This window comes from Parasphingorhabdus sp. NYA22, assembly GCF_976973735.1.
On sequence record NZ_OZ333477.1, the window covers coordinates 473377 to 495934 of the forward strand.

Below are 22558 nucleotides of genomic sequence, written 5' to 3' on the forward strand. Positions count from 1 at the left end.
TGTGAAGAACAATGATGTGACGATGCGCCTTTGGCATTCAAGACGCGACTTTGGTCTTCACCAAATTGCATCGCCACCCGATATCATTCGCAGACAGTGCCGCTCATCGGCTTAGCCCGCCTTTTGGGCACCGAAAATATGGCGTTCTGTGCCGATGAGATGGGTATAATCAAGCGAGCCCTTGTCCGGTTGGTCAAATCCGATTGGCACAAATTCCACGAACCGTTCGTCTTCGCTGAAGCCGGAGTCACGCAGTACTTCGTTCATATCCAGATCATTCATCTTGCCGATGAATGGCTCGTGATTGTTGACGCTGTCCCAGTCGGTCAGATATTGCTGCAGCGGGGTTTTCTTGGAAAATGGCAACATCTCGAGATGTACGGTCAGTCCGCCCGGTTTCAGCAACCGCCGGCATTCCTTCAGGATGTTGGTGAGTGCCTTGGTCGATGTCTCGTGGATCATGATGTGCGAGACGATCAGATCGAAGCTCTCGTCTTCGAAATTGGTGCTTTCGGCATTTTGCTGAGAGAAATGAATGGCCTTGCCCATCGATCGTGCGCGGGCATGGCCATAGCGAACCAGCGGCGCACCGAGGTCGATGGCATGGATTTCTGCTTCCGGATATAATTCGGTGTAGGGCAGCGTGCTGTGCCCGACGGAGCAGCCGATATCGAGAATTTTGAGCGGCCGGAAATCGGGATATTTCCATTCCACATAATGGCCGAGCATTTTGCCTACATCATCATTAAACCGGCCCATCCCGCCCATCATATAGACATGGATACTCTGCTCGTAGGCAGCGCCGGCAGTGACATCATCCTCGGCAATTTCGCTGTGATAGCCGCCGGGCTGGGTGTGATTGTCAACCCGGTCACTATAGGGCGGAATTGTAAAGTCAGGATCTATGGTCAGGGAACCGGGCCCCTGAATCTTTTTAAATTGCTGAAACTTGCTGTTCAGTTCGCCTGCCTGACGATCGACGCAGCGGTAAACCGCATTCCACATCAATTCCTGGGTCGTGCGCAGCATGGCCGACCACATCTGGTGATAGCCGTCCTTCTCGAGATAGGGCTTCACTTCGTTGCGATGTTTCGCCGGGCGTCCGAGGTCTTTCTCGATTTCTTTCGATATCCGCGCGTCATATACCAGCTTGTGGCCGGGCGTCAGTTGCGATGTGATCAATCGCCGCAAGCTGCGAACATAGCCGAGCTGTGACGCCTCGTCATGTGTAGTCTGCGGCATCATTTCATGCTGTCCGCACAGTAAAGTATTTTCTGACATAATAAGGGTCCACAATAATTTGAGATCAGATAAAAACTGATCGACGACAACGAATTCCAGGATATGTTCAGCATAGGCAAAACGGTTATCAGGATTATGTGGATCATAAAGATACTGGATCGGCTGCTTGCTCAAATCCAAAATAGCTATCAGCGGATAGAAAGAAACTTATGGATTGTCTCTTGTGCTTACCCTTTCACTAAATGCAGCCTCGATAAAGTCGCGAACTGAGTGCATTCTCGGCGAGTGGGCCTACGAGTAGTCTCACACTGGTTCCGAAGAATTGCTTTACAGGCTGTTCTGGGTTTCAGCCGGCCGAGGGCGTTTATGGAAGCTGCAGACAGGAGCGATAGAAATGAAACTGATAACAATGTTGAGAACAGTCGGTGCAGCGCTCGCGCTCGCAATTGTCCAATGTTCCATTGCAGCAGCCTCTGCCGAAACACTCTATGTTGAAGGTGAGGGAGGTGTTCCGCTAGCGGTCACCATCACCGGGCCAGAGGAAGGGCCCGAGATACTTTTTGTTCATGGACTTGGCATGGGTACTGCGAGCTTTTCTCCTCAGATGGAGTCCAGTCTTTCAGACCATTTTCGAATGGTCGCTTTCGACCTTCGCGGCCACGGAATGTCCGGCAAGCCATGGCAGACCGAAGCATATGCAGACCCGGCGATCTGGGCTGCGGATATGGCCAAGGTGATGCATGCGGCAAAATTGAAAAAACCGGTAATAGTCGGATGGTCCTATGGCACATTGGTCGCTGCCGACTATCTTCGCGAATATGGACATGAAAATATGTCTGGCCTGGTGATGGTCGGAGCACTGGGCGGATTTATTCCTTTCACGCCACCCGCCGGTGGTCCCGATCCCGAGCTTCTCGCGCAACTAATGAAATTGCAGGAGCTGCGGAAAAGCACGTCGTTCGATGATCAACTCGCAGCGGTCGAAATATTCTTGACGATGCTGACAGCAGCGGAAGCGCCGCCCGAGTGGATCGACGAGGCGCGGATGTTGGGGATGATGGTGCCGGGCTATGCCCAGGCGGCGCTGCGCAAGCACCCGTCAGACAATGGTGATCTGGTACCTTTGCTCGGCGAAATACCGACTTTGATATTGCATGGCAGCGAAGACCCCTCCGTTTCACCGGCAGCGCTGGAGGCATTTGTAAAAGCAGCTCCGACGATCAAGTCGCATGCTTTTGAAGGTGCCGGACATTCTCCGTTTGCGGAACAGGCGAATGCGTTCAACGACGAGCTGGCTCGATTTGTCATCGCCAACTGGAGTGACAACCCCGAGTAACAGGCCGGCTGGCCCCCGGATTGCCGGCAGCAATTATATCAGGTGTCATCGATTATGATATCGGACGCACATTCGGCAAAAGCCACAACGGCTGCATTTGTCATCGCCTGCGGTATCGACGGAAATGAAGACGCATCGACAACACGAAGGCCATCGATGCCGCGGACCTTGCAGGCGCTATCAAGTACTGCAAGTTCGTCATGCGGCAGCCCCATTGCGCAGGTAGACACGGGGTGGAAAAATGGTGACGCCACCTTGCGGACATGGGAAGCGAGCGCTTTGCGATCGGTCACGGCAGGACCGGGAAAAAGCTCTTCTGCGATCCAGCTTTCCAAAGGCTTTGCCGCTGCGATCTCCCGCGCGATTTCAAAGCCGTCCACCAGTGCATCAACATCGGAATCGTCATTCAGATAGCCCGGGTCGATAACGGCGGGGACATTCATGTCGGGGCTCTTGATGGTTATGCTGCCTCTGCTTCTCGGATGGGTGAGTGCAGGCACAAAGGCAAAGCTATTGGAAGGCGGCGGTCCGAAATCCGGACTGACAAAGGGGATGCTAAGCCCCATGATCATCAGGTCGGACCAACCGGCTGATTGTTGGCTTTGCGCCACCACCATCGATTCGCTGTGATTATACCGGGAAGCCGGGATGGTTCGGTTGGAACCAAACAACAGCCCCGGTGCAAGCAAATGATCCGCAAGATTCTGCCCCACCCCCGGCAGATGATGCACGACAGCTACACCTGCGGCTTCAACCCGGTGTTTGTCGCCAATGCCTGAGAGCATCAGCAGGCGCGGCGAATCAAATGCACCGGCGCTTAATATCGTGTCACGCCTTGCGGTGAGAGTCTTGTGCTGGCCGGATATTGTGACCATCACGGATGTGCAGCGCCCTTTCTCGATCTTGAGTTTGCTCACCGTCGCTTCGGTCATGATCGTAAGGTTCCCACGATCCGATATCGTATCGAGATAGGCAGACGAAGCCGTGTGCCGCCTTCCATCCTTGATGCTCAGCTGTGACCAAATTGTTCCGTCGGCACGGGCGCCGTTCCAGTCGGGATTGAAAGGATGTCCCGCAGCAATTCCGGCATCAAAAATGGCTTGTGCAAGTGGAGTTTTGTCTTTGACTCCGCCCAATTCCAAAACGTTGAGAGGTCCATTGCCGCCGCGATATTCGCTGGCGCCGCCTGATGCAGTCTCCAGCTTCTTGAAATATTTCAGCAAGGAAGCGAAGGCCCACCGGTCATCTCCGGTCTGCTGCGCCCATCTATCATAAGCTTGCGCGGGGCCCCGCTGAAACCCCATCGCATTGATCAATGTCGAGCCGCCCAGGCCTTTGCCACGGGGCTGTGCTACGGATCGACCATCAAGGCCGGGTTGGGCGGTCGACTGGTAATCCCAGTCATAAGCTCCACCGGCTAATCCAGGCCATGCGGGCGGGAATGAAACTTCCGCGTCAGAAACATTTTGCCCTGCCTCAAGCAACAGAACGCGGTTGCCCGGGTTGGCAGACAGGCGGTTGGCCAGCACACATCCCGCCGAGCCTGCTCCGATAATGATATAGTCCCAGTCTTCGGGCAAATCGGCGCTTTCATACATTGCATAGCCGGTGGTCGTTCCTAGCGCAGTCACGCCTCCGCCAATCGCGATGCCGCGCAAGATGTTCCGACGTTTGTAATTGACTGGCATATTGGGACCGATCGTAGCTAGGGAGACGGATATCGAATCTTACGGGATATGACGCAGAGCCATAGTGGACGCTAGACTAGATTCATGGGTCCGGTCCGCAAAGAGCGAGTCGTTTTCTTCTCGACAGGCGATCAACCCGGAAATACGTGGGACTGGCAACAGGTGCCAGCATCGCTACGTTCCAGTAAATACCGCCGACCTTTTTTCGAGAAGCGCCGAAACACCTTCGATATGATCTTCGGTCAGATGCGAAAGGGCCTGCGTCGCCGCGCTCATTTCCAGCATCGTATCATAGTCGACCTTGCGCCCTTGCCGAAGAAGCATTTTCGTCATCCGCAATGCGTGGGGCGGCTGACTGGCAATTTTCTGGCCGAGATCGATCGCCGTATCGAGCAATTCTTCTGGTGGCGTGGTGCGGCTGACAAGTCCCCAATCCATTGCCGTTTCCGCGTCAATAACGTCTCCGGTGTAAAATAGTTCGGCCGCGCGGCTCATACCGATGATGCGTGGCAAAACCCAGGCACCACCGTCGCCCGGAATGATACCAATTTTAAGAAAAGTGACGCCGAATTTGGCTTTTTCAGATGCAATTCTTATGTCGGCAAGGCAGGCGAGGTCGCAGCCCAGGCCTATGGCAGGGCCATTGATCGCAGCAATGATCGGGACATCCAGAGATTCGAGCGCTCGAAGAATTAAATGTATATTGCTCCGATAGCCTTGCCGGATCTGGGTGCCATTGCCCGCGAAATTTCCTTCGCGAGCAAGCATGGCCTTCACATCGCCACCAGCAGAAAATGCTTTTCCCGCACCGGTCAGGATGACGCAACGGATGGATTGGTCCATATTGATGGCATCGCAAGTCTCGCGAAACTCGGCGCCATCGCCATCCAGGCCGAGCGCGTTCATTGTGACCGCTCGATCAAGGGTAAGGATTGCGATATGGTCGCGTCGCTCAATTTTCAATAATGCCATTCCAACTTCCTTCATGTGTTTACCGATGTCACAATTCCAGGTCGCCGCGATTCAAGCTATGGCAAACCCCCTCTGATCAACAAGAGTTATGCAAAATATGTTTCACGAGTGCCCGCTAATCAAATTTGATATGTTCCGAAATTCGGGAAATATAATCCCGGGATCTGTTATTTTGTTTCAAGGCCCTATTGAATGATATGGGCTTAGACAAAGCCCCGCCTCAGTCATTTATCCGCACAGCGGATTGCTTTTACCTGGCACTTGGATAGATATGAATTCAAAAGAAGGACAGTCGGCTATGGTAAAACAGACTTTTGATCGCGGAGTTCCGATAAGGGCCATCAGTAGGGGAATCGCCGTCATTCAGGCTACGAACCGCATTGGCCCGATCTCGATGATGGAAATCTCGCGAGCAGCGAATATTCCCTATCCTACGGCTTGCCGCATCGTCCAGACTTTGATCCACGAAGGCTTTATCGAGCGAGAGCCGGCGCGCAAGCGGTACCGGGTAACCGGGCTGGTGCAGACATTATCCACTGGCTTTCAAGCGGAAGATGAACTGGTCACCGTTGCGCGCGACCATATTGTAGCCCTTACGCACAAGTTGAACTGGCCGATTTCACTGGCGACCCGCGTTGGGACCAGCATGATGGTGCGTGATTCAACCCATGGCCTGACCTCGCTGACATTTACCAACTATTATCCTGGATACACGTTGCCAATATCAGAATGTGCGACAGGAAAGGCCTATATTGCCCATTGCGATGACGAAGAACGTGAAGCGATCATCGAGGGTTGGAAAATGACCGACAATGATACGTCCAAGGTCGGTCTTTTGCTGGTCCGCGACGGCTCTCTTCTAAGCGAGATTCGCAAAAATGGCTATGCTATCCATAACCGCAACACCTATACCGCTGATGATGGCAAGACATCTTCCATTGCCGTTCCTATCATGCGCGAAAATGGAATAATTGCCGGCACTATCGGTCTGATATATTTTGCGTCCGCGATGAACGCCAGCAAAGCGGCGGAGCAATTCTTGACCGACCTTCAGGCCACGGCCAATAAAGTCGCTCAAGATTTGGCTCAGATTGAAGACAAGTAAGTTTTCGCAGCTGAGAGAGATATGACCTCGGCATATTTTGCGCCAAGGTCAAACAGGTTTGCTTTTTGAACAGCGGGATCACGGTCTCCGCAGGCCTCGCTGACGACTATCGGAACAAAGCCATTTTGCAGGGCATCCAATGCGCTGGCACGCACACAGCCAGAAGTCGAAAAACCGGATATAATGCAGCTGTTTATGCCCATGGCGGTCAATGTGGCGGCTAGAGAGGTTCCAAAAAAGGCGCTGGGATATTGTTTGGTAACAATGATATCCTCGGCTTCGGGGCACAACCGCGGATCAAACTCTGCCATGGGCTCACCCTTCTGGAACAAGGACAAAGCAGAGACCTTCTTGTAAAATAGTCCGCCATCACTACCACCGTGCATATATTCCACGCGGGTAAAAATAACAGGAATACCGGCATCGCGGGCTGCTGCGACCAGTTCAATATTGGCAAGAAAGGCGCTTTCGTCACCCAGATACAGTGACGATGAAGAATCTATATAAGCGCGTGCCAAATCAACCAGAACCAAAGCTGGCCGGTTGCCGAATTCTAGCGAACCACCGAAGCCTGCCGTTTGATATTTGTCTTCCAGTTCGTTCATCCACGCCTCCCGAGATTAGCACCAAATTCTTTCTGCACTGCCAGCATCTGATCCGCACCCATTTTCTCTAAAATTCTGATGAAATCAAACATGTCGGTCATAAGTCGGCTTCCATGTCATAATCGCTAGAATTCTTCGAGCAACGTGCCGAACCCGGACACCCGATCATCAATTCCGTTCTGACGCAAGGCGTTCCAATAGGTGGCGGTGTTAATTGCGATAACCGGTTTACCAAGATAGGTTTCGGCTGCCGCTGCAAGGCGGGTCATCGACAGGTTGGTGCCCACTTGCACCAATGCATCCACATCATCGCCGTCAAGTTCCTTCAATTTGCCGCGCAATGTTTCCATCGGGACTTGGGCAATCGATGTCCAGCTTGGGCACCGCAAGCAAATATCGCGGACCGTTTCAATGCCGTAATCCGACATGAAATTTGCAATCTGCTTGTTGGCTGAGGGATAATAAGGGGAAATCACGGCAATCTTTTTCACGCCGCCATAGGCCTTAAATGCTTCAATCAGCGATTGTGAACCTGTGCACAGTTTAAGGCCGGCCTCGGCCTCAATATTATCCCGCCATTTTTCCGCACCCTTTGCGCCGCCATAGAAAGTCACGGCCGACATGCCCATCACCAGATAGTCGGGGTTGCAGGTCAGTACACCACGCACGGCGTCCAGCGTGTTGTTCGATATTTCCAGCGTACCGGCCATGAAGGTTTCGTCGGAAATTGCTTGCGCGTCCTCGACGACGATCCTGCTGTAGTGGTTGGTGACACCATGGACCCGCATATCGTCGAAATCCGGCTGAACCACAGTGTTGGTCGACGGACCAAGCACCCCGAACAATTTCCGGTAGCCCAAGGCGTCGGGCGCGGGGCGCGGTTTCAACGACATAAATTTCTCCACATGATATCGCCAGGGATGGGGGTTCGGTGCCGCTCGAATTATTTCGCCTCTAACCAGTCGATTACGGTCTGCACCGGTTCGACATCCGCATATTTGATTTGCAGATCCGTCAGATTGGCAAAATGATAGCTCTCGTGCTTGTCAGCGCTGGTTTCGATCGGAACGATAGCCCGGTAGCCATGGCTTAACGCATCGACTGCCGTCGCGCGCACGCACCCTGACGTGGAGCCGCCCGTCACCACCACTGTGTCAACTTTGTGCCAGGTCAGGTAACTTGCCAACGGCGTTTCGAAAAAGGCACTGGGCATCCGTTTGGTATATTGAAGGTCATCGGGCTCTACCTCGCAGCGCGGATCGAGTTTATGTCGCTCGCTGCCATATTTGATGTTCTGGAGGGAATCTTCGGTATCAGTGCGGGTTCCCCAGACACCAGCATCAGCGGCATCTTCCTTAAAAGCGACGCGGCTCCAGATGACAGGCATATCCTTTGCGCGGGCAAGGGAGGAAATACGATTGATATAGTCGATTTGGTGTGGATCGGTCTCATAGGCGGTTTTGAACATGTCGGTACGGGTATAGGATTGCTGCAAATCCACGTTGACGATGGCCAGTTTGTCACCAAATCCAAATTTATTGCGCGCAGGATTACCCATAAGCTGTTCAAAAATTTCTCGGGCTGTCCGGCCGTCTTCAACCATTTTTGAGCCAATCAATGCCATGGATAAATCCTTCTATTTTCCCTGTACGGGGCCAGTTTTCTTGTAAACTTGGTGACCAAGCAACCGTCGCGACAAGTTACGAAACGCAATTGCACCCTGTTTCATGGAAAGCGGCAAACGCGGCAAGTGATGTGGTCAATATTATCGCAGAGCGGGTAGGGCACGTTGTTTCTACCAGGGAGCGCTCGTGCCGTAACGCAAGCGTGTCGCCGCCGGCATTTGACTTAGGGCAGGGTCCAAGGGGCCACGGTTTTGAGATATTCGTTTTGGAGATGCTCAACTCTCATGTGCGGCCTTGTTGAAAGAGCGAGGATTGTGCTGAACAGAAAAATGTGCCGACAGGCGGTTAAATATCGGGAATATCTCGCGCTCTTATAACCGCTCGCGCATGAACGCCGTCCAAGCAATGAAGGACGGTTACAATAAATGAAGAAAACAGATGTCGTAATAGTTGGGGCCGGGCCTGTTGGTTGTGTTGCGGGTTACTACCTGGCGCGAAGAGGTATTGACGTCACCGTCATTGATGCCGGAGAAGCAGGGACTCAGGATCTGCGGGCTTCGACCTTCCATCCGTCGACGCTTGAGATGCTGAATACGCTTGGTATCGCAGACGAATTGATCGAAATGGGTTTAAAGGCACCTGTTTTTCAATGGCGCGAACGCAGCGGCGGCGAAACCTTTCGCTTCGATTTGTCCGAGCTTGCGGACGTCACTGCATATCCGTTTCGGATACAATGCGAACAATATCATCTGGCGCGCATGTTGGCCGAACGGATCGAAGCAGAACCGAAAGCCACAGTACTGTTTAATCACCGGATGCTAGGTTATCGACAGAAAGAGGATTGCGTCGAAGTCAGTATAGAGACGCCCTTCGATATTCTTGATATTGAGGCCAAATATCTAATCGGCGCAGATGGCGCGAACAGCGTTGTTCGCAAGCTGATGGGGGTCGAGTTTGAAGGCTTTACCTATCCAGAAAAGTTTCTCTGTCTGACAACCACGGAAGCACTAGAAGATCATATTATCGATCTTGATTACGTAAATTATGTTTCCGATCCGATGGAATGGCTGGTCTTGTTGCGCGTTCCCTCGCTCTGGCGAGTGCTTGTGCCGGCCGAAGAAAACGAGGCCGATAGCTATCTGCTTTCCGATGCAAAAAAAGAGAAGGTATTCTCGGGACTGATCGCCAAGCCAGATGTGTCTACGGACCATCGGACTATTTACCGGGTGCATCAACGGGTCGCCAAAAGCCTCCGTGACAAGCGGGTGGTGATTATTGGCGATGCGGCGCATCTAAACAACCCGCTCGGCGGGTTGGGTATGAACAGCGGAATTCATGATGCCTTTAACCTGTGCCCCAAAATGGTCGATATTTTGCAGGACGAGGGGGATCCGGATGTATTGTTGAACTCGTTTAACGATGAACGGCTCAGCGCAACCATAGAATTGGTTCAGGCACAAACCATCCAGAATATGGAGTTTATGAAGGAAGGTGATTCCGAGCAGCACCGTTTGCGCAAGGATGCTATGCGGCAGCTGGTCGAGGATCCGGTCAAGCGTCGCAACTACATGCTGCGCCAATCCATGTTGCCGAGCGATCGCACATCCATACCGAACTAGAGCCACGATCAATTATTGGACGAGAGCTGGATCGGGACATTGGGGCCAAAGGGATATGGAAATCGCAAGAGATTCGGCGCCTTAGGAAATCACTTGGAGCGGCCTCAGCCGTTATTCGGGAAAAAGCTGTGTGGACGCCACGTGACCAAATATGACCACTATGGACGGTTTTGTTGATCGCCTGTCGATAAGGAGCCAATTCATTGGTGCGCTGCGTCCCATAGGGAGTCCACAAACGGTTTATTCGATCGGGCATTGGTGGCACTAAGCCATGAAGGTCAAAATCAAGGAGCACTACCAGATGTTTGAATATGACTATGTGCCAATGCCGCAGCGCGGCCGACTGCAGTGGCCGAATGGTGCAAAAGTCGCACTGATATTGACGTTCAACCTTGAAACCTGGGACCTTACGAAGGACACGGATCAACCTTATTATGCTGGTGGCCCGGCGCTGTTGCCAAACGCTTTGGCTGGACGTATTCCCGACTATCCTAATTACAGCTGGCGCGAATATGGTCAGCGGGTAGGCATCTGGCGGATGTTCGATTTGTTTGACGAATTGGGCGTCAAGGCAAGCTGTACCACCAACGCGGTGACGTTCGAACGACGCAAGGCGATGACGGACGCATGTCTGGAGCGTGGCTGGGAATTGATTGCCCACAATTACGAACAGGGCGAGCTGCTCACTGATTTTCATGATGATCCGGCTGCTGAGCGGGAGATTATCCAGCGATCCATCGAGATTTACGAAAAACATGTCGGCAAGCGGCCTGTCGGCTGGCTATCATCCTCCCTGCGCGGGACATTGAACACGCCCTCGATTCTCGCGGAAGAGGGTTTCAAGTTTTACTGCGATATCATGAATGATGATCAGCCCTATATGATACGGACCGACAAGGGGCCGATCGTTGCGACACCTTATTCCAATGTGATCAACGACTTTACCATAGTGACCCGGAACATGCGGACCACAGACGAATATCGCGATCTTTTGATCGAGGAACTGTCCGTGTTGCACCAAGAAGGAGAGCAACAGGCCCGGATTATGAATGTCGGTTTTCATCCTCATGTTTCGGGCCGCGCGAACACGATTCGGGCGGTGCGGGAGTTTATCGAATTCGCCAAAGGCCTTGATGGTGTCTGGTGGGCCACTCGCGAAGAAATTGCTGATTATTATGCTGAAATTCACGAAAGCCATATTCCGGGCCAGTTGACGGGCGGAGGAGGCAAATAATGGCGGATATAGATATTAGCGCCCCGGCGTTATCTGCGGCGGCCCAGGCTTTCGTCAATCGCCGGAAGCACCAGCTTTTCATTGACGGGCAATGGGTCGATGCTCTGTCTTCCGTAACATTCGAGACACGTGATCCGGCAACCGGCGCCGTGATCGGTGAGGTCGCCAGGGCGGCGGCCGAGGATGTCGATCTGGCCGTTTCCGCAGCGCGGAAGGCTTTTGACGCCGGTCCCTGGCGGACGATGACGCCGATGGAACGGTCCGGAACATTGAATAAAATCGCGGACCTTATGGAAGCCAATATCGACGAGTTGGCAGAACTGGAAACGCTGGACCAGGGCAAGCCCCTGCATGTCGGACGCTGGGCCGAAATTCCCGGCGCGATCGCGCAGTTCAGATATTTTGCAGGCCTTGCTTTGGCGATTGAAGGAAGGACCATTCCGACTTCGATCAACTACCAACCCGAAGGCAAAGAGATATTCGCTTATACCTTGAAGCAGCCTGTGGGCGTGGTCGGAGCGATTGTTCCCTGGAATAGCCCGCTGGTTCTGACCGTGATGAAACTGGCTCCGGCCTTGGCAGCTGGCTGTACCATCGTGTTAAAGCCGGCAGAAGACACCTCCCTGACCGCGGTCCGCTTAGTCGAATTGATGGTAGAAGCTGGATTGCCAGATGGGGTGATCAATCTGGTTACGGGCTTTGGTAGCGAAGCGGGCGCGCGTCTGGCCGAGCATCCGCAGGTTAACAAAATTGCTTTTACCGGTTCGACAAACACTGGACGTGCCATCTTGGAAGCGTCCAAAAGCAATCTGAAGCGGGTTACATTGGAACTGGGCGGCAAATCTCCGGTGATTGTCATGCCTGACGCAGATATTGCAGCAGCGGCGGCCGGTTCTGCCAACGCGATATTCTTTAACGGTGGTCAGGTCTGTGTCGCCGGTTCGCGCCTTTATGCGCATAGTTCGGTTTTTGATAAGGTCGTCGAAGGCGTTGTTGAAGCAGCCGGCAACATGGTTATGGGGCACGGGCTCAATCCCGCGACGCAATTGGGGCCACTGGTTTCAAAAAAACACGCAGCGACCGTAGCGGGCTATATCGAGGATGGTCTCAACGCGGGCGCAACTGTTTTGTGCGGTGGCGAAACAATGGGCGCGAATGAGAGTTTTGTTCAGCCCACGGTTCTTACCGATGTCAAAGCCGACATGAATGTGGTGCGCGAAGAAATATTCGGCCCGGTGCTGGTCGCGACGCCATTTGACGATATCGACGAAGTGCTGACCGCAGCAAATGACAGCAATTTCGGGCTGGCTGCCGGTATCTGGACCGAAGGCTTGTCCAATGCGATGCGCCTGGCCAATCGGCTGCAGGCCGGTACAGTCTGGATCAACAGCCATCTGATGTTCGATGCCGCGCTGCCTATTGGCGGCACCAAACAATCCGGTTTCGGCCGCGATAGCGGGCAGGCGGCTCTCGATAATTATCTTGAATTGAAAACCGTCTGCGCAGTGGTCTGATCAAATCGCGCCTGTCTATGGCTCGAGATAATGTGGATCAATGACCACGTTAGAGAAATATCAGATCACTGGCGGATTATTCCAAATGCCAGGATCTGTCATCAGGCTCTGCACCCATTGATCGAACAAGAAGGTGATGGTCGCAGCAATTGGGATTATGGCTGTCAAGACTGGCGGGTAACACGCGCGCTTGCGCGGCGGTTACCGCCTATAGGCCTTGCCGCAATGCTAGATCACTCCTTGCTCGGACAATTGGGCCAGCGCGTGTTCACTGATGTCCAGTAATTCTCCGTAAATCTCGGCATTATGCTGCCCGATTTGATCGGGTGCAGGGGTTCGTACCGTGCTTGGCGTGCCGGACAATTTGGGGAAGGCATTTTGCATTTTTAATGTGCCCCAACGCGGTGTTTCCAGTTCGATAATCGCTTCGCGCGCCGCGAAATGCGGATCATCCATCATTTCCGGTGCCCGGTACATTTTGCCCGCCGGGATGGAATGCGCAATCATCAGCGTCTCCAACTCGTCCACTTTGAGCGTTTTTGTCCATTCTTCAATTAGCTCGTCCAGCTCGGTCTGGTTTGTCCCCCGAGCCACGTGATTGATATATCTTGGATCTGCGGACAGTTCGGGCCGATCCATGGCTTGGCAAAGTCGCGCGAAAACTGCGTCCTGATTGGCACCGATCAGATATTCTCCATCCGCGCATTTATAGACATTCGATGGCGCGATGCCGGGTAATACCGAACCGGAGCGTTCGCGAATATAACCGGAATAGTCATATTCCGGGACGACGCTTTCCATGACTTGCAATACGGCCTCGTACAGGGCGCTATCGACAACCTGGCCCTTGCCGGTGGTTTCACGAGAATGCAGTGCTGCGAGCGCGCCCATGCAGCCATAGCTGGCGGCCATCGTATCGCCGATGGAGATCCCCATACGGCTGGGTGCGCGGTCAGGATCGCCAACGATATAGCGCCATCCCCCCATCGCTTCGCCAATTCCGCCAAAACCTGCGCGAGACGAATAGGGGCCAGTCTGGCCATATCCGGAAACCCGAACGATGATCAGGCGCGGGTTTATTTCGTGCAGAATGTCCGGACCCAGACCCCATTTTTCCATTGTACCGGGTTTGAAATTTTCTATCAGGATGTCAGCGGTCGCCGCCAGCTTGCGGACGAGTTCCTGTCCTTCCGGAACACGAAGATTGGCTGACACGGCCTTCTTGTTCCGTGAGACCACTTCCCACCATAATTTATCTTCACCGCGACCCCAGTTGCGCATCGGATCGCCACCGCCCTTGCCATCAACCGCAGGCGGTTCGACCTTGATTACTTCTGCGCCCATATCGCCCAATAGCTGGCCACAGAACGGTCCGGCGATTAGCTGGCCCATCTCGATAACCCGGATATCTTTCAATGCGCCTGTGTTTGCTACGGTCATTTCGGTTCTTTCATTGTCTGCCAGACAGGCTGGATCGGCGCGGGTAGTCCGGTTTCCTGTTCACAATTTGCCCGGAGGGTTTCGATATCAGGTCCGAAATCGAACGTTGATAACTCCGGTCGCTGGGCCCGTATCGACGCGCGCAGATCCTCGGTTGCGCCGACATCGACTATACCCTGCTCGTTGACGACTACGCCATAATCGAGCGCACCGTTAACTGTTACCAGCCCCTGGACAACCTCCTTGCCGATCAGGTCCGGATCGCGTTCGAGCGGATCGCCCCAGCCTCCTCCGCCCCAGGTAATGAAATGTAACTGGTCGTTTTCGGCGACATGGATTTCCTCGACCTTGTTGCCAACGATTTCCTGGGTGCCGTCGGCCTTTTCCAATATCTTGCGGGCACGCTTGCCGGGAAGGCCGCCATTGACGCCCCAGGGCGGCACGAACCAGCGATCGTCATGGATTGAAATGGTCCCCTCGCACAGGAAGCGATAGGTCATATGGATGCCGTTGCCGCCGCGGTGCAGGCCTGCACCGCCGCTATCGGCGGCCGTTTCATAGCGTTCGATTACCAGCGGGAAATAGCGTTCCAGGAATTCGTTCGGGACATTGGTGAATCCTGGCCAGAGCGAGTGACCATCGGGGCCGTCGCCCAGTGGTCTGCCCGGTATGCCGCCAAAGCCGATCTGGAATAGCTGGAACCATTCTCCCTGTTTGTCATAACCGGAATAGAACAGATGGGGTGAAGAGCTGAAGCCTGCTGCGTTTAAGAATTCGGGAGTTTTCTGACCCAGAAGGCCACCCAGAATATCAAAGATCCGGCCAAGGGCATGGGTGCGACCCGAAAGGGCTGCAGGGAATTTTGGTTTCAGCAACGAACCTTCGGGGATGCGGACTTCGATCAGATCGTAAAATCCGTCGTTGAACAGAATTTGTGGATCAAAGATCATGATCATGTAGATGCCGAAAAACATCTTGAACATATTCTCGTTCAACAGGAAGTTTATCGAAGCCTGACTTTGCGGGTCGGTGCCGTCGAAATCGAGGATCACTTTTTCGCCGTCACGCCACATCGTGCATTTGATCTTGTAGGGGCCATAACCCATGCCGTCGTCGCAGATATAATCTTCGAAGCTGACTTTTTCTTCACCGATGGCCATCCCGATCAGCTGTTTCATCGCGCGATGGTTGCGTGCCAGCAATTCCTGGGTGGCGCTGATATATATATCGTCACCAAATCGTTCGGCCATCTCGATGACGCGACGGGCGGCTACCCGGCAGGACGCAACCAGTGCATTCAGATCGGCCTGGCACCAGTCAGGCTTGCGCGTCTGGTGCATGACCAGTTTCATCAGGTCATCATTATATTCACCCTTGCGCCAGATTTTGACCGGCGGAATGCGGACGCCTTCTTCAAAAACAGACTTTGCGTTGATCGGCATGGAGCCCACCACTTTTCCGCCAATATCAGATTGGTGACCGAACATGGCTGTATAGGCGATCAGACGACCGTCCTTGAAGACCGGCAGTAGCACCAGCCAGTCGTTATTGTGGCTGACTGCGCCTTCGCAACTATAGGGATCGGAGAGGAGAACCATGTCGCCGTCCTCAAGCGTTCCGTCAAACTGGCGCAAAAAGCCGTCGATAAAACTCCCGAACTGACCCACGATCATTTTTCCCTTGTGGTCGGCAATCAGCGGGAATGCATCGCCCTGTTCGCGGATTCCGGGTGACATTGCCGTGCGCACCAGCGTTGCGTCCATCTCGACACGAGCGTTTCGAAGGGCATTCTCGATAATATCGAGAGTGACCGGATCAATGTCCTTCTTGGCAAAGGGGGTGTTGTTCGTTTCAATGATAGTTGCGGGCATTTTATTCCCCCTCCGCTAGATTAATCAGAATATTTCCGACCGCATCGACCTGAGCCACGCAATCGGATTCGATGAGCGTCGTCGAGTCCATTTCGACGACAATTGCAGGTCCGGGAATGATATCGCCCTGGGTCAGTTTGGACCGGTCATAGATCGCGCCATCCTGCTCCTTGCCGTCCATCCACAATTTGTGATCGCGTATTTTTGCCACCGACGGATCTCCGTTGCCTTTCGGAAGTTCGGCGGAAGGCAGGTTGAGCGAACGGCCAAGTGCGACGGCCCGCAAATTCACAATTTCGTGCGGTGTATCCATGTTAAACGTGAAGAGGCGGTTATGTTCCTCGTTAAAACGATCCAGAATCCCTTGAATTCCGCCTTGCTCGAGCATTTCGGGGGTTATGGTCAATGATACTTCGAACGCTTGCCCGGCATAGCGGACATCGACTTCGAATTCGCTGCTGATATCTGCTTCGGCGACACCGTCGGTAAGTAACTCGGCGCGGGTTTGCGCTGCCATTTCCGACAATAATTGGATGAGTTCCTCGGAGTCCGTGTCAGATGCAAATTTCGAAAAGGACCGCGCAGTTTCTGTCCGCATCCGGGTTGTAGCATCGCCGAGCGCACACAACACGCCTGGCGACATCGGAGAGACTGCAGGCCAGCTTCCGGTTAACTTTGCAACGGCATTGACGTGCAGCGGACCAGCACCGCCGAAGCCCATGAGCGCGAAATGCCGCGGATCATATCCTTGCTGGACAGAGATCATGCGCAACGCGCCAAACATATTTTCGTTCACAATATCGATGATGCCGCGTGCCGCCTCCATCAATCCTATGCCCAAGGCGTCAGCAATTTTCTGCACGGCTTTCGTAGCACCTGCGCGATCGAGTTTGAAGCTGCCTCCCAGCAGGTTTTCCGGCAGATATCCCAACACGACATTGGCATCGGTCACCGTCGGTTCTTCACCGCCTTTGCCATAGGCCACTGGTCCTGGCACCGCTCCGGCCGATTGTGGTCCCACCCGGAGAGCTTTCGTCAGTTCAGGCACATAGGCTATGGAGCCGCCACCTGCGCCGACGGTTTTTACATCGAGAGAGGATGCACGCACTGACAAATGGCCGACTTCAGTGGTTCGTACCCGCCGCGGCTCGAGATTTTCGATCAGCGCGACGTCCGTCGATGTCCCGCCGACATCAAGGGTCAGAATATTCTTCAACCCGGCATTGCGGCCCACCCAGATCGCGCCGGTAACGCCACCTGCAGGGCCCGACATCAGGATATCGACCGGATGCTCTTCCGCTTTTTGTGATGTCATCAAGCCGCCATCGGATCGCAAGAGCGACAGATTGCCATTGATTCCCTTGTCAGCCAGCTTTGAACGCAAGCTGGAAATGTAGCGGCTGACGACAGGCCGCACCGCAGCATTGGCGACGGTCGTCAAGGTGCGCTCATATTCCTGCATCTCGGGTAGCACTTCGTGGCTAAGCGAAACGGGAATATCGGGGAGCAAGTCCTGCGCCATCGCGCCGATCCGCTTTTCGTGTGAACCATTGGCATAGGCATTGATCAGCGACACGGTAATCGCCTCCACGCCCTGTTGCTTGAGCGTGGCGATGGCGCTTGCGATGCTTGGCTCGCTAAGCGGCCGCAACTCCTGGCCGTGAGCATCCATGCGGCCGTCGACCGTTACCGTGTTTTCTAGTGCTGCCAAAGGCTGCGGTTTGGGCCACACGATCCACGAAGCCAATCCGCCAGGCACCAGGCTGCGCGCGATTTGCATGATGTCATGATAGCCCTCTGTGGTGATCAGGCCGACCTTCGCGCCCTTGCCTTCAAGCACCGCATTGGTGGCGACAGTGGTTCCATGCAGGAAATATTCGATATCCCGCGCATCAACTTCCGCCGCTTGGCAGATGGCGGTTACGCCGGTCAGAATGCCTTCGGAACTGTCGTGAGGGGTAGAGGGGGTTTTATGTCTCCAGAACGCGCCACTTTCGACATTAAACAGCAACAGATCGGTAAATGTACCGCCTACATCGACGCCCAAACGATAACCCATATTATATACCTTCATTGTACTTGTTGCGGAAAGGCGGGTGCGATTGCCACCAAACCGGGCAGTTTCTTGCCCATGATTCCAGACAACCAGTCACTGCTAGCGATTAGCTTGTCCAAATTCATGACCAGACCGATATAGGTGACGTCGTCTCGATCGGGGAGTGCGGCGCAAACCTCGTCTGCATCGGCCATTTGTGGAACGCGTCTGGGGTTCACAAAGCTCGCCACCTCGATGCGCCGGCTGCCCGATGCGATTGACTTTTCAATCAGCCGAATCTTGTTTGCAGTATCGACGATAGCTTGCTCATTCTGCAAGCCGTCGCGCGGACCGACTTCCACGATCTCGACTGTATTTTGATTTGAAGGGATGTTTCCACTCATGGCCAAGGAACTGGAACATCTCAACGGATCCAAGAACGCTATTGCGTCAAGCTGTCCACTGTGCGGATAGGGCTGCTGGGATTGCACCTGCCGCCTGGTGCGCCGACCGGTCGCAAATTGCCGCCATGTTGGGGCGCGATACGGTTGCGCTGACTGCTCTGTCTCTGGGGCAGGGCGACACGCATAATGGCGGCAAGACCGTCAGCATTATCGACACGGATGCCGGGCAGATTGTCTATAAGCCGCGGTTGCTCGCGATCGACACCGCGCTTAGCGAATTTCTGCAATGGCTGAACGGGCAGCTTTATGAACCCCTGCATATCAAGGTTCCAAAGGTGCTCGACAAGGACGATCACGGCTGGGCGCAGTTCATCACTCATAAATATGCCGCCGATGCAGCGGAGTGCCGGCAATTTTACTGCGGGATCGGACAGATACTCGCGCTGATGCGGTTATAGGGTCGGGAAGGCAGCCAGGCCGTCAGCACATCGATGCAAGACCGGGTCGATGACTGCCGCGATATGCTGCGCCCCTATGCGAACAACGGCATCTATGCCGGCTTTGCCGAACAGGATATTCCCGATCCCATGGCGGCCTATTTTGGCGATGAAGCAGCGCGACTTGCTGCGCTCAAACGGCGTTATGATCCCGACAATATCTTCATCGGATATGGCGTCTGATACCCGGCTGCCCGCTCGAGCGCTTCCCTTGTCGCCAATCCTCTAGATATCGTCGATCATCTCGGCCAGCGTTGCAAGACATTCACGAGCCAGCAAATTGCAGCGCTCGGGTGACCAGCCTTGCTCGGCATCGGGCAGATCGTGATTGTCCTTGAACGGCATTTCCAGCGTCATTGCCACTGCGCCGAACCTTTCGGCCAGCTGATTGGTCGACATCGACAGATTGGCCTTGCCTTTGGCGGCGGTCGGATAGCCCAGTCTGGTCTGGAAATCCGGCGTGCGCTGGGCGAGGCGGTTGCGGTAGCCGTGATATTTCTCGAGCTGTGCGTCGGTGATTGACGGAATGCCTTCAAAGCCGGCAATGAAGACCGCCGGAATCGCTTCGTCGCCGTGAACATCCATCGCAAAATTCACGCCGCTTTTGTCCATCGCATTGCGAACGCACAACACTTCCGGAGATTTTTCGGCGCTCGGCTCATGCCATTCGCGGTTGAGATTGGTGCCGGCGAAATTGGTTCGTAAATGCCCTCTACACGAACCATCCGGGTTCATATTGGGGATGATATGGAAGCGGCAATGCTGCAACAGCAATCGTGCATTGGGGTCAGCGGGGTCGGTCAGCATTTCCAGCGCACCTTCCATCCACCATTCGGCCATGCTTTCGCCAGGATGCTGGCGGGCGTAGAGCCAGACCTGCTTGTCGCCGCTGCCTATTTCGACGCAGTCGATCGGCTGGCCTTCTAGGCTATGCCCAAGCGTCCGTACCGTGACACCTTCAAACCCGGCGGTCTCCGCGATCAGATCATGGTGGCGTTCGATGCTGTACGGCGCGAAATAGGCAAACCAGATAATATTGCTGCTTGCGGTATAGCGGATCGAAAGGGTGCCGCTTTCCTCGTCGTAACTGCTTGCCGCGCGGCCCCAATATTCCCGGTCTTCGCTGACGCAGGCGTTATAATCGGGCCATCCCTGCGGATAGGCCGATTCTTTCAGCCCGCCAATGTTCAGTTCCAGTTCGTCGCCAATCTCGCAGGCCACCCGGAAATGGAACCATTGGAAAAACTCGCTGTCCTTGTCCTTGCGGATAGACAGGGTTGCAGTGTTGCCTTCTATGGCGTGGACTTCGATATTGCCGCTATCGAATGCGCTGGTGATTTTTATGCTCATTTTACCCTGATAGTGGTTCCGGACTCTCCGGGGAAGTCCTTGAATAACGCTTCGGCCAATTTCGCTGCCGCCAGACCGGGTTGCGATGCCGGAGATCCTTCCTTCGCCTCGATCGACGCGCGGCCTTCCCATACGACATTGCCGTCGATGCGTTTGGCTATGCGAACAGACAGATCGGTGACGATCTTGTCCTTCGGCGGCCCGCTGAGATTAATGCCAATGCCCAGGCCGACGCCGGAACCGTAACTGCCAGTGCTGCCGCCGACACCCACCGAAACGGGTGACCGCGCCCCGCCGGCGGTCAATACCGCTCTTTCGAGCGTGTAGCGTGCGACATAATCGCTGTTTTCGGAGTCATCGCGGGCTTCGGTGAAGCCAACGCGCTGCAGTTCCCGGAGCAATGCCGCACTATAGCTGGCATATTCGATGCTGTGGCCAGGGCCGTCATCTGTAATATTGGCCTTGATGGAAATGCTGCCCGGCACAATCGGGGCAACCTGGGCGTTGTGAAAACGGGTGACATCAACCGGCGGGGTCATCGCCATGCATCCTGACAATAGAGATCCTGCCAATGCCAATGTCGCAAATGATTGAAAACCGGCCATAATACTAACTCCTTAACTTGCCCCGTAGCATATTAGCGCATAATCTTAAGGACTGTGGCAAAAAAATTGCATCCACGGCCACCCGCGCTTAACCGGTTGGATATATCGACGTGATAAATGGCCGATATTGAACAACAGGGGAATTACGAAACCATGGCGAAACCCTTCACCATATTGGTCACCGGCGGGGCCGGCTATATCGGCAGCCACGCAGTGCTGGCCCTGCGCGATGCCGGCTGGCCAGTTGCGGTGATCGACAATCTGACCACCGGTTTTCGCTGGGCGGTTCCGGAGGATGTGGCCTTTCATGAAGGTGATATCGAGGATTCCGATCTTCTCGCGCGGATCATCAAGGACGACAATATCGGCGCAATCATGCATTTCGCCGGGTCGATCATCGTGCCTGAATCGGTTGATAACCCGCTCAAATATTATCACAATAATAGCGCCAAGAGCCGCAGTCTGATCGAATCGGCAGTGACCGGCGGCGTCCATCATTTCATTTTTTCATCGACCGCAGCGACCTACGGCATCCCCGAGGAAAGTCCGGTCAGCGAGAGCACGCCGCAGTTGCCGATCAATCCTTATGGCATGTCCAAGCTGATGACGGAGCATATGCTCCGCGACGTGGCGGCGGCGCATGACCTGAATTTCTGTGCGCTGCGCTATTTCAACGTCGCCGGCGCTGATCCGCAGGCACGGACCGGGCAGTCGACGGCGGGTGCCACCCATTTGATCAAGGTTGCGGTGGAAGCGGCGCTCGGCAAGCGCGACAGTGTCGCTGTCTTTGGTACAGATTATGATACGCCCGACGGGACCGGCGTCCGCGACTATATCCATGTCTCCGATCTGGCCGCTGCCCATGTGCTGGCGCTGGAAGCACTGATTGCGGACCCGAATCAGAATCACCTGCTCAATTGCGGTTATGGCCGCGGCTTTTCGGTGCTCGAGGTTCTCGATGCGGTTGACCGGGTCACCAACATGCGAATCGAACGGAAAATGGAGGGGCGGCGCGCCGGTGACCCCGATTCGCTGATTTCCGACAACCGGGCGATCATGGAGCGCTTTCCCTGGCAGCCGAAACATGCCGATCTTGATGAAATTGTCGCCCATGCACTGGCGTGGGAGCGCAAACTGATCGAAATTCGTGGAGAATAGCGCTGGTCGCTTGACTTTGATGGCTGTCGACCTTAATTGCCCTGCTTCAACGCAGCATGGCTGCTTTCAAGAAATTCAGAAAATCAAGGCGTGGTACCAAAATGAAAGTCCGCAACTCACTGAAGTCGCTTAAAAACCGTCACCGGGATTGCCGCGTTATCCGTCGCCGTGGTCGCACCTATGTGATCAACAAGACGAATCGCCGGTTCAAAGCACGCCAGGGCTAACTGCCTGTTTGTGGCGGGGGTTCTGCCATCT

The 22558-nt window shown here is 54.4% G+C and carries 20 protein-coding genes and 1 pseudogene; 9 read left to right on the forward strand and 12 right to left on the reverse strand.

The genetic code is table 11. The features are described from left to right. Positions 1–111: 111 nt before the first annotated feature. Positions 112–1416, reverse strand: coding sequence for a class I SAM-dependent methyltransferase (locus tag ACWFTY_RS02315; protein WP_447525792.1), 1305 nt, complete (start codon positions 1414–1416; stop codon positions 112–114). A 220-nt stretch (positions 1417–1636) separates the two neighbouring features. Between ACWFTY_RS02315 and ACWFTY_RS02320 the strand changes: the two genes are divergently transcribed. Continuing rightward, positions 1637–2578, forward strand: coding sequence for an alpha/beta fold hydrolase (locus ACWFTY_RS02320; protein ID WP_447525793.1), 942 nt, complete (start codon positions 1637–1639; stop codon positions 2576–2578). A gap of 38 nt (positions 2579–2616) precedes the next feature. On the opposite strand, the gene ACWFTY_RS02325 is transcribed toward ACWFTY_RS02320, so the two are convergent. Next, the gene (locus ACWFTY_RS02325; RefSeq protein WP_447525794.1) at positions 2617–4266 is read right to left on the reverse strand and encodes a GMC family oxidoreductase; all 1650 of its coding nucleotides are present in this window, start codon (positions 4264–4266) and stop codon (positions 2617–2619) included. 174 nt (positions 4267–4440) lie between these two features. Further along, positions 4441–5238 carry a crotonase/enoyl-CoA hydratase family protein gene (locus tag ACWFTY_RS02330; protein ID WP_447525795.1) on the reverse strand — a complete coding sequence of 266 codons (798 nt, stop codon included), beginning with the start codon at positions 5236–5238 and terminating at the stop codon, positions 4441–4443. Between the two features lie 298 nt (positions 5239–5536). On the opposite strand from ACWFTY_RS02330, the gene ACWFTY_RS02335 reads away from it, so the two are divergent. After that, positions 5537–6343: an IclR family transcriptional regulator domain-containing protein gene (locus ACWFTY_RS02335; protein ID WP_447525796.1), complete on the forward strand. Its 807-nt coding sequence runs from the start codon at positions 5537–5539 to the stop codon at positions 6341–6343. Here ACWFTY_RS02335 and ACWFTY_RS02340 read toward each other — a convergent pair. The 3 genes from ACWFTY_RS02340 to ACWFTY_RS02350 all read right to left on the reverse strand — a co-directional run bounded on the left by ACWFTY_RS02340 (position 6325) and on the right by ACWFTY_RS02350 (position 8572). Continuing rightward, the gene (locus ACWFTY_RS02340; RefSeq protein ID WP_447525797.1) at positions 6325–6948 is read right to left on the reverse strand and encodes an isochorismatase family protein; all 624 of its coding nucleotides are present in this window, start codon (positions 6946–6948) and stop codon (positions 6325–6327) included. The two genes, ACWFTY_RS02335 and ACWFTY_RS02340, sit on opposite strands and share 19 nt — an antisense overlap. Positions 6949–7073: 125 nt before the next feature. Next, positions 7074–7841 (reverse strand): maleate cis-trans isomerase family protein, encoded by a 768-nt coding sequence (locus tag ACWFTY_RS02345; protein WP_447525798.1) that lies wholly within the window; start codon positions 7839–7841, stop codon positions 7074–7076. 50 nt (positions 7842–7891) lie between these two features. Continuing rightward, positions 7892–8572, reverse strand: coding sequence for an isochorismatase family protein (locus ACWFTY_RS02350; RefSeq protein ID WP_447525799.1), 681 nt, complete (start codon positions 8570–8572; stop codon positions 7892–7894). Between the two features lie 426 nt (positions 8573–8998). On the opposite strand from ACWFTY_RS02350, the gene ACWFTY_RS02355 reads away from it, so the two are divergent. From ACWFTY_RS02355 to ACWFTY_RS02365, 3 genes are all read left to right on the forward strand, one after another. Then, the gene (locus tag ACWFTY_RS02355) at positions 8999–10192 is read left to right on the forward strand and encodes an FAD-dependent oxidoreductase (protein WP_447525800.1); all 1194 of its coding nucleotides are present in this window, start codon (positions 8999–9001) and stop codon (positions 10190–10192) included. A 301-nt stretch (positions 10193–10493) separates the two neighbouring features. Continuing rightward, the gene (locus tag ACWFTY_RS02360; protein WP_447525801.1) at positions 10494–11426 is read left to right on the forward strand and encodes a polysaccharide deacetylase; all 933 of its coding nucleotides are present in this window, start codon (positions 10494–10496) and stop codon (positions 11424–11426) included. Beyond that, positions 11426–12940 carry an aldehyde dehydrogenase family protein gene (locus ACWFTY_RS02365; protein WP_447525802.1) on the forward strand — a complete coding sequence of 505 codons (1515 nt, stop codon included), beginning with the start codon at positions 11426–11428 and terminating at the stop codon, positions 12938–12940. Before ACWFTY_RS02360 ends, ACWFTY_RS02365 begins: the two co-directional genes overlap by 1 nt. 228 nt (positions 12941–13168) lie before the next feature. Here ACWFTY_RS02365 and ACWFTY_RS02370 read toward each other — a convergent pair whose 3' ends face one another. The 4 genes and pseudogenes from ACWFTY_RS02370 to ACWFTY_RS02385 all read right to left on the reverse strand — a co-directional run. Next, positions 13169–14380, reverse strand: coding sequence for a CaiB/BaiF CoA transferase family protein (locus ACWFTY_RS02370; protein WP_447525803.1), 1212 nt, complete (start codon positions 14378–14380; stop codon positions 13169–13171). After that, entirely contained in the window at positions 14377–16251 is a 1875-nt protein-coding gene (locus tag ACWFTY_RS02375) for a hydantoinase B/oxoprolinase family protein (protein WP_447525804.1), read from the reverse strand. The genes ACWFTY_RS02370 and ACWFTY_RS02375 overlap by 4 nt, the downstream gene beginning before the upstream one ends. Position 16252: 1 nt before the next feature. Beyond that, a complete protein-coding gene (locus ACWFTY_RS02380) occupies positions 16253–18310 on the reverse strand; it encodes a hydantoinase/oxoprolinase family protein (RefSeq protein ID WP_447525805.1) in 2058 nt (685 codons plus the stop codon). A gap of 116 nt (positions 18311–18426) precedes the next feature. Next, positions 18427–18690, reverse strand: a pseudogene (locus ACWFTY_RS02385) (hydroxymethylglutaryl-CoA lyase); the annotation flags it as partial. A 41-nt stretch (positions 18691–18731) separates the two neighbouring features. On the opposite strand from ACWFTY_RS02385, the gene ACWFTY_RS02390 reads away from it, so the two are divergent. Next, entirely contained in the window at positions 18732–19148 is a 417-nt protein-coding gene (locus ACWFTY_RS02390; RefSeq protein ID WP_447525806.1) for a DUF4135 domain-containing protein, read from the forward strand. A 33-nt stretch (positions 19149–19181) separates the two neighbouring features. Continuing rightward, a complete protein-coding gene (locus ACWFTY_RS02395; RefSeq protein ID WP_447525807.1) occupies positions 19182–19370 on the forward strand; it encodes a BBE domain-containing protein in 189 nt (62 codons plus the stop codon). A gap of 42 nt (positions 19371–19412) precedes the next feature. On the opposite strand, the gene ACWFTY_RS02400 is transcribed toward ACWFTY_RS02395, so the two are convergent. Then, entirely contained in the window at positions 19413–20537 is a 1125-nt protein-coding gene (locus tag ACWFTY_RS02400) for a M14 family metallopeptidase (protein ID WP_447525808.1), read from the reverse strand. Then, positions 20534–21142: a DUF4136 domain-containing protein gene (locus ACWFTY_RS02405; protein ID WP_447525809.1), complete on the reverse strand. Its 609-nt coding sequence runs from the start codon at positions 21140–21142 to the stop codon at positions 20534–20536. Before ACWFTY_RS02405 ends, ACWFTY_RS02400 begins: the two co-directional genes overlap by 4 nt. Before the next feature lie 153 nt (positions 21143–21295). Here ACWFTY_RS02405 and galE point away from each other — a divergent pair, with 153 nt between their 5' ends. Beyond that, entirely contained in the window at positions 21296–22300 is a 1005-nt protein-coding gene (gene galE / locus ACWFTY_RS02410) for a UDP-glucose 4-epimerase GalE (protein ID WP_447526931.1), read from the forward strand. Positions 22301–22401: 101 nt separating this feature from the next. Beyond that, positions 22402–22527 carry a type B 50S ribosomal protein L36 gene (gene ykgO, locus ACWFTY_RS02415; RefSeq protein ID WP_011415100.1) on the forward strand — a complete coding sequence of 42 codons (126 nt, stop codon included), beginning with the start codon at positions 22402–22404 and terminating at the stop codon, positions 22525–22527. Positions 22528–22558 lie beyond the last annotated feature (31 nt).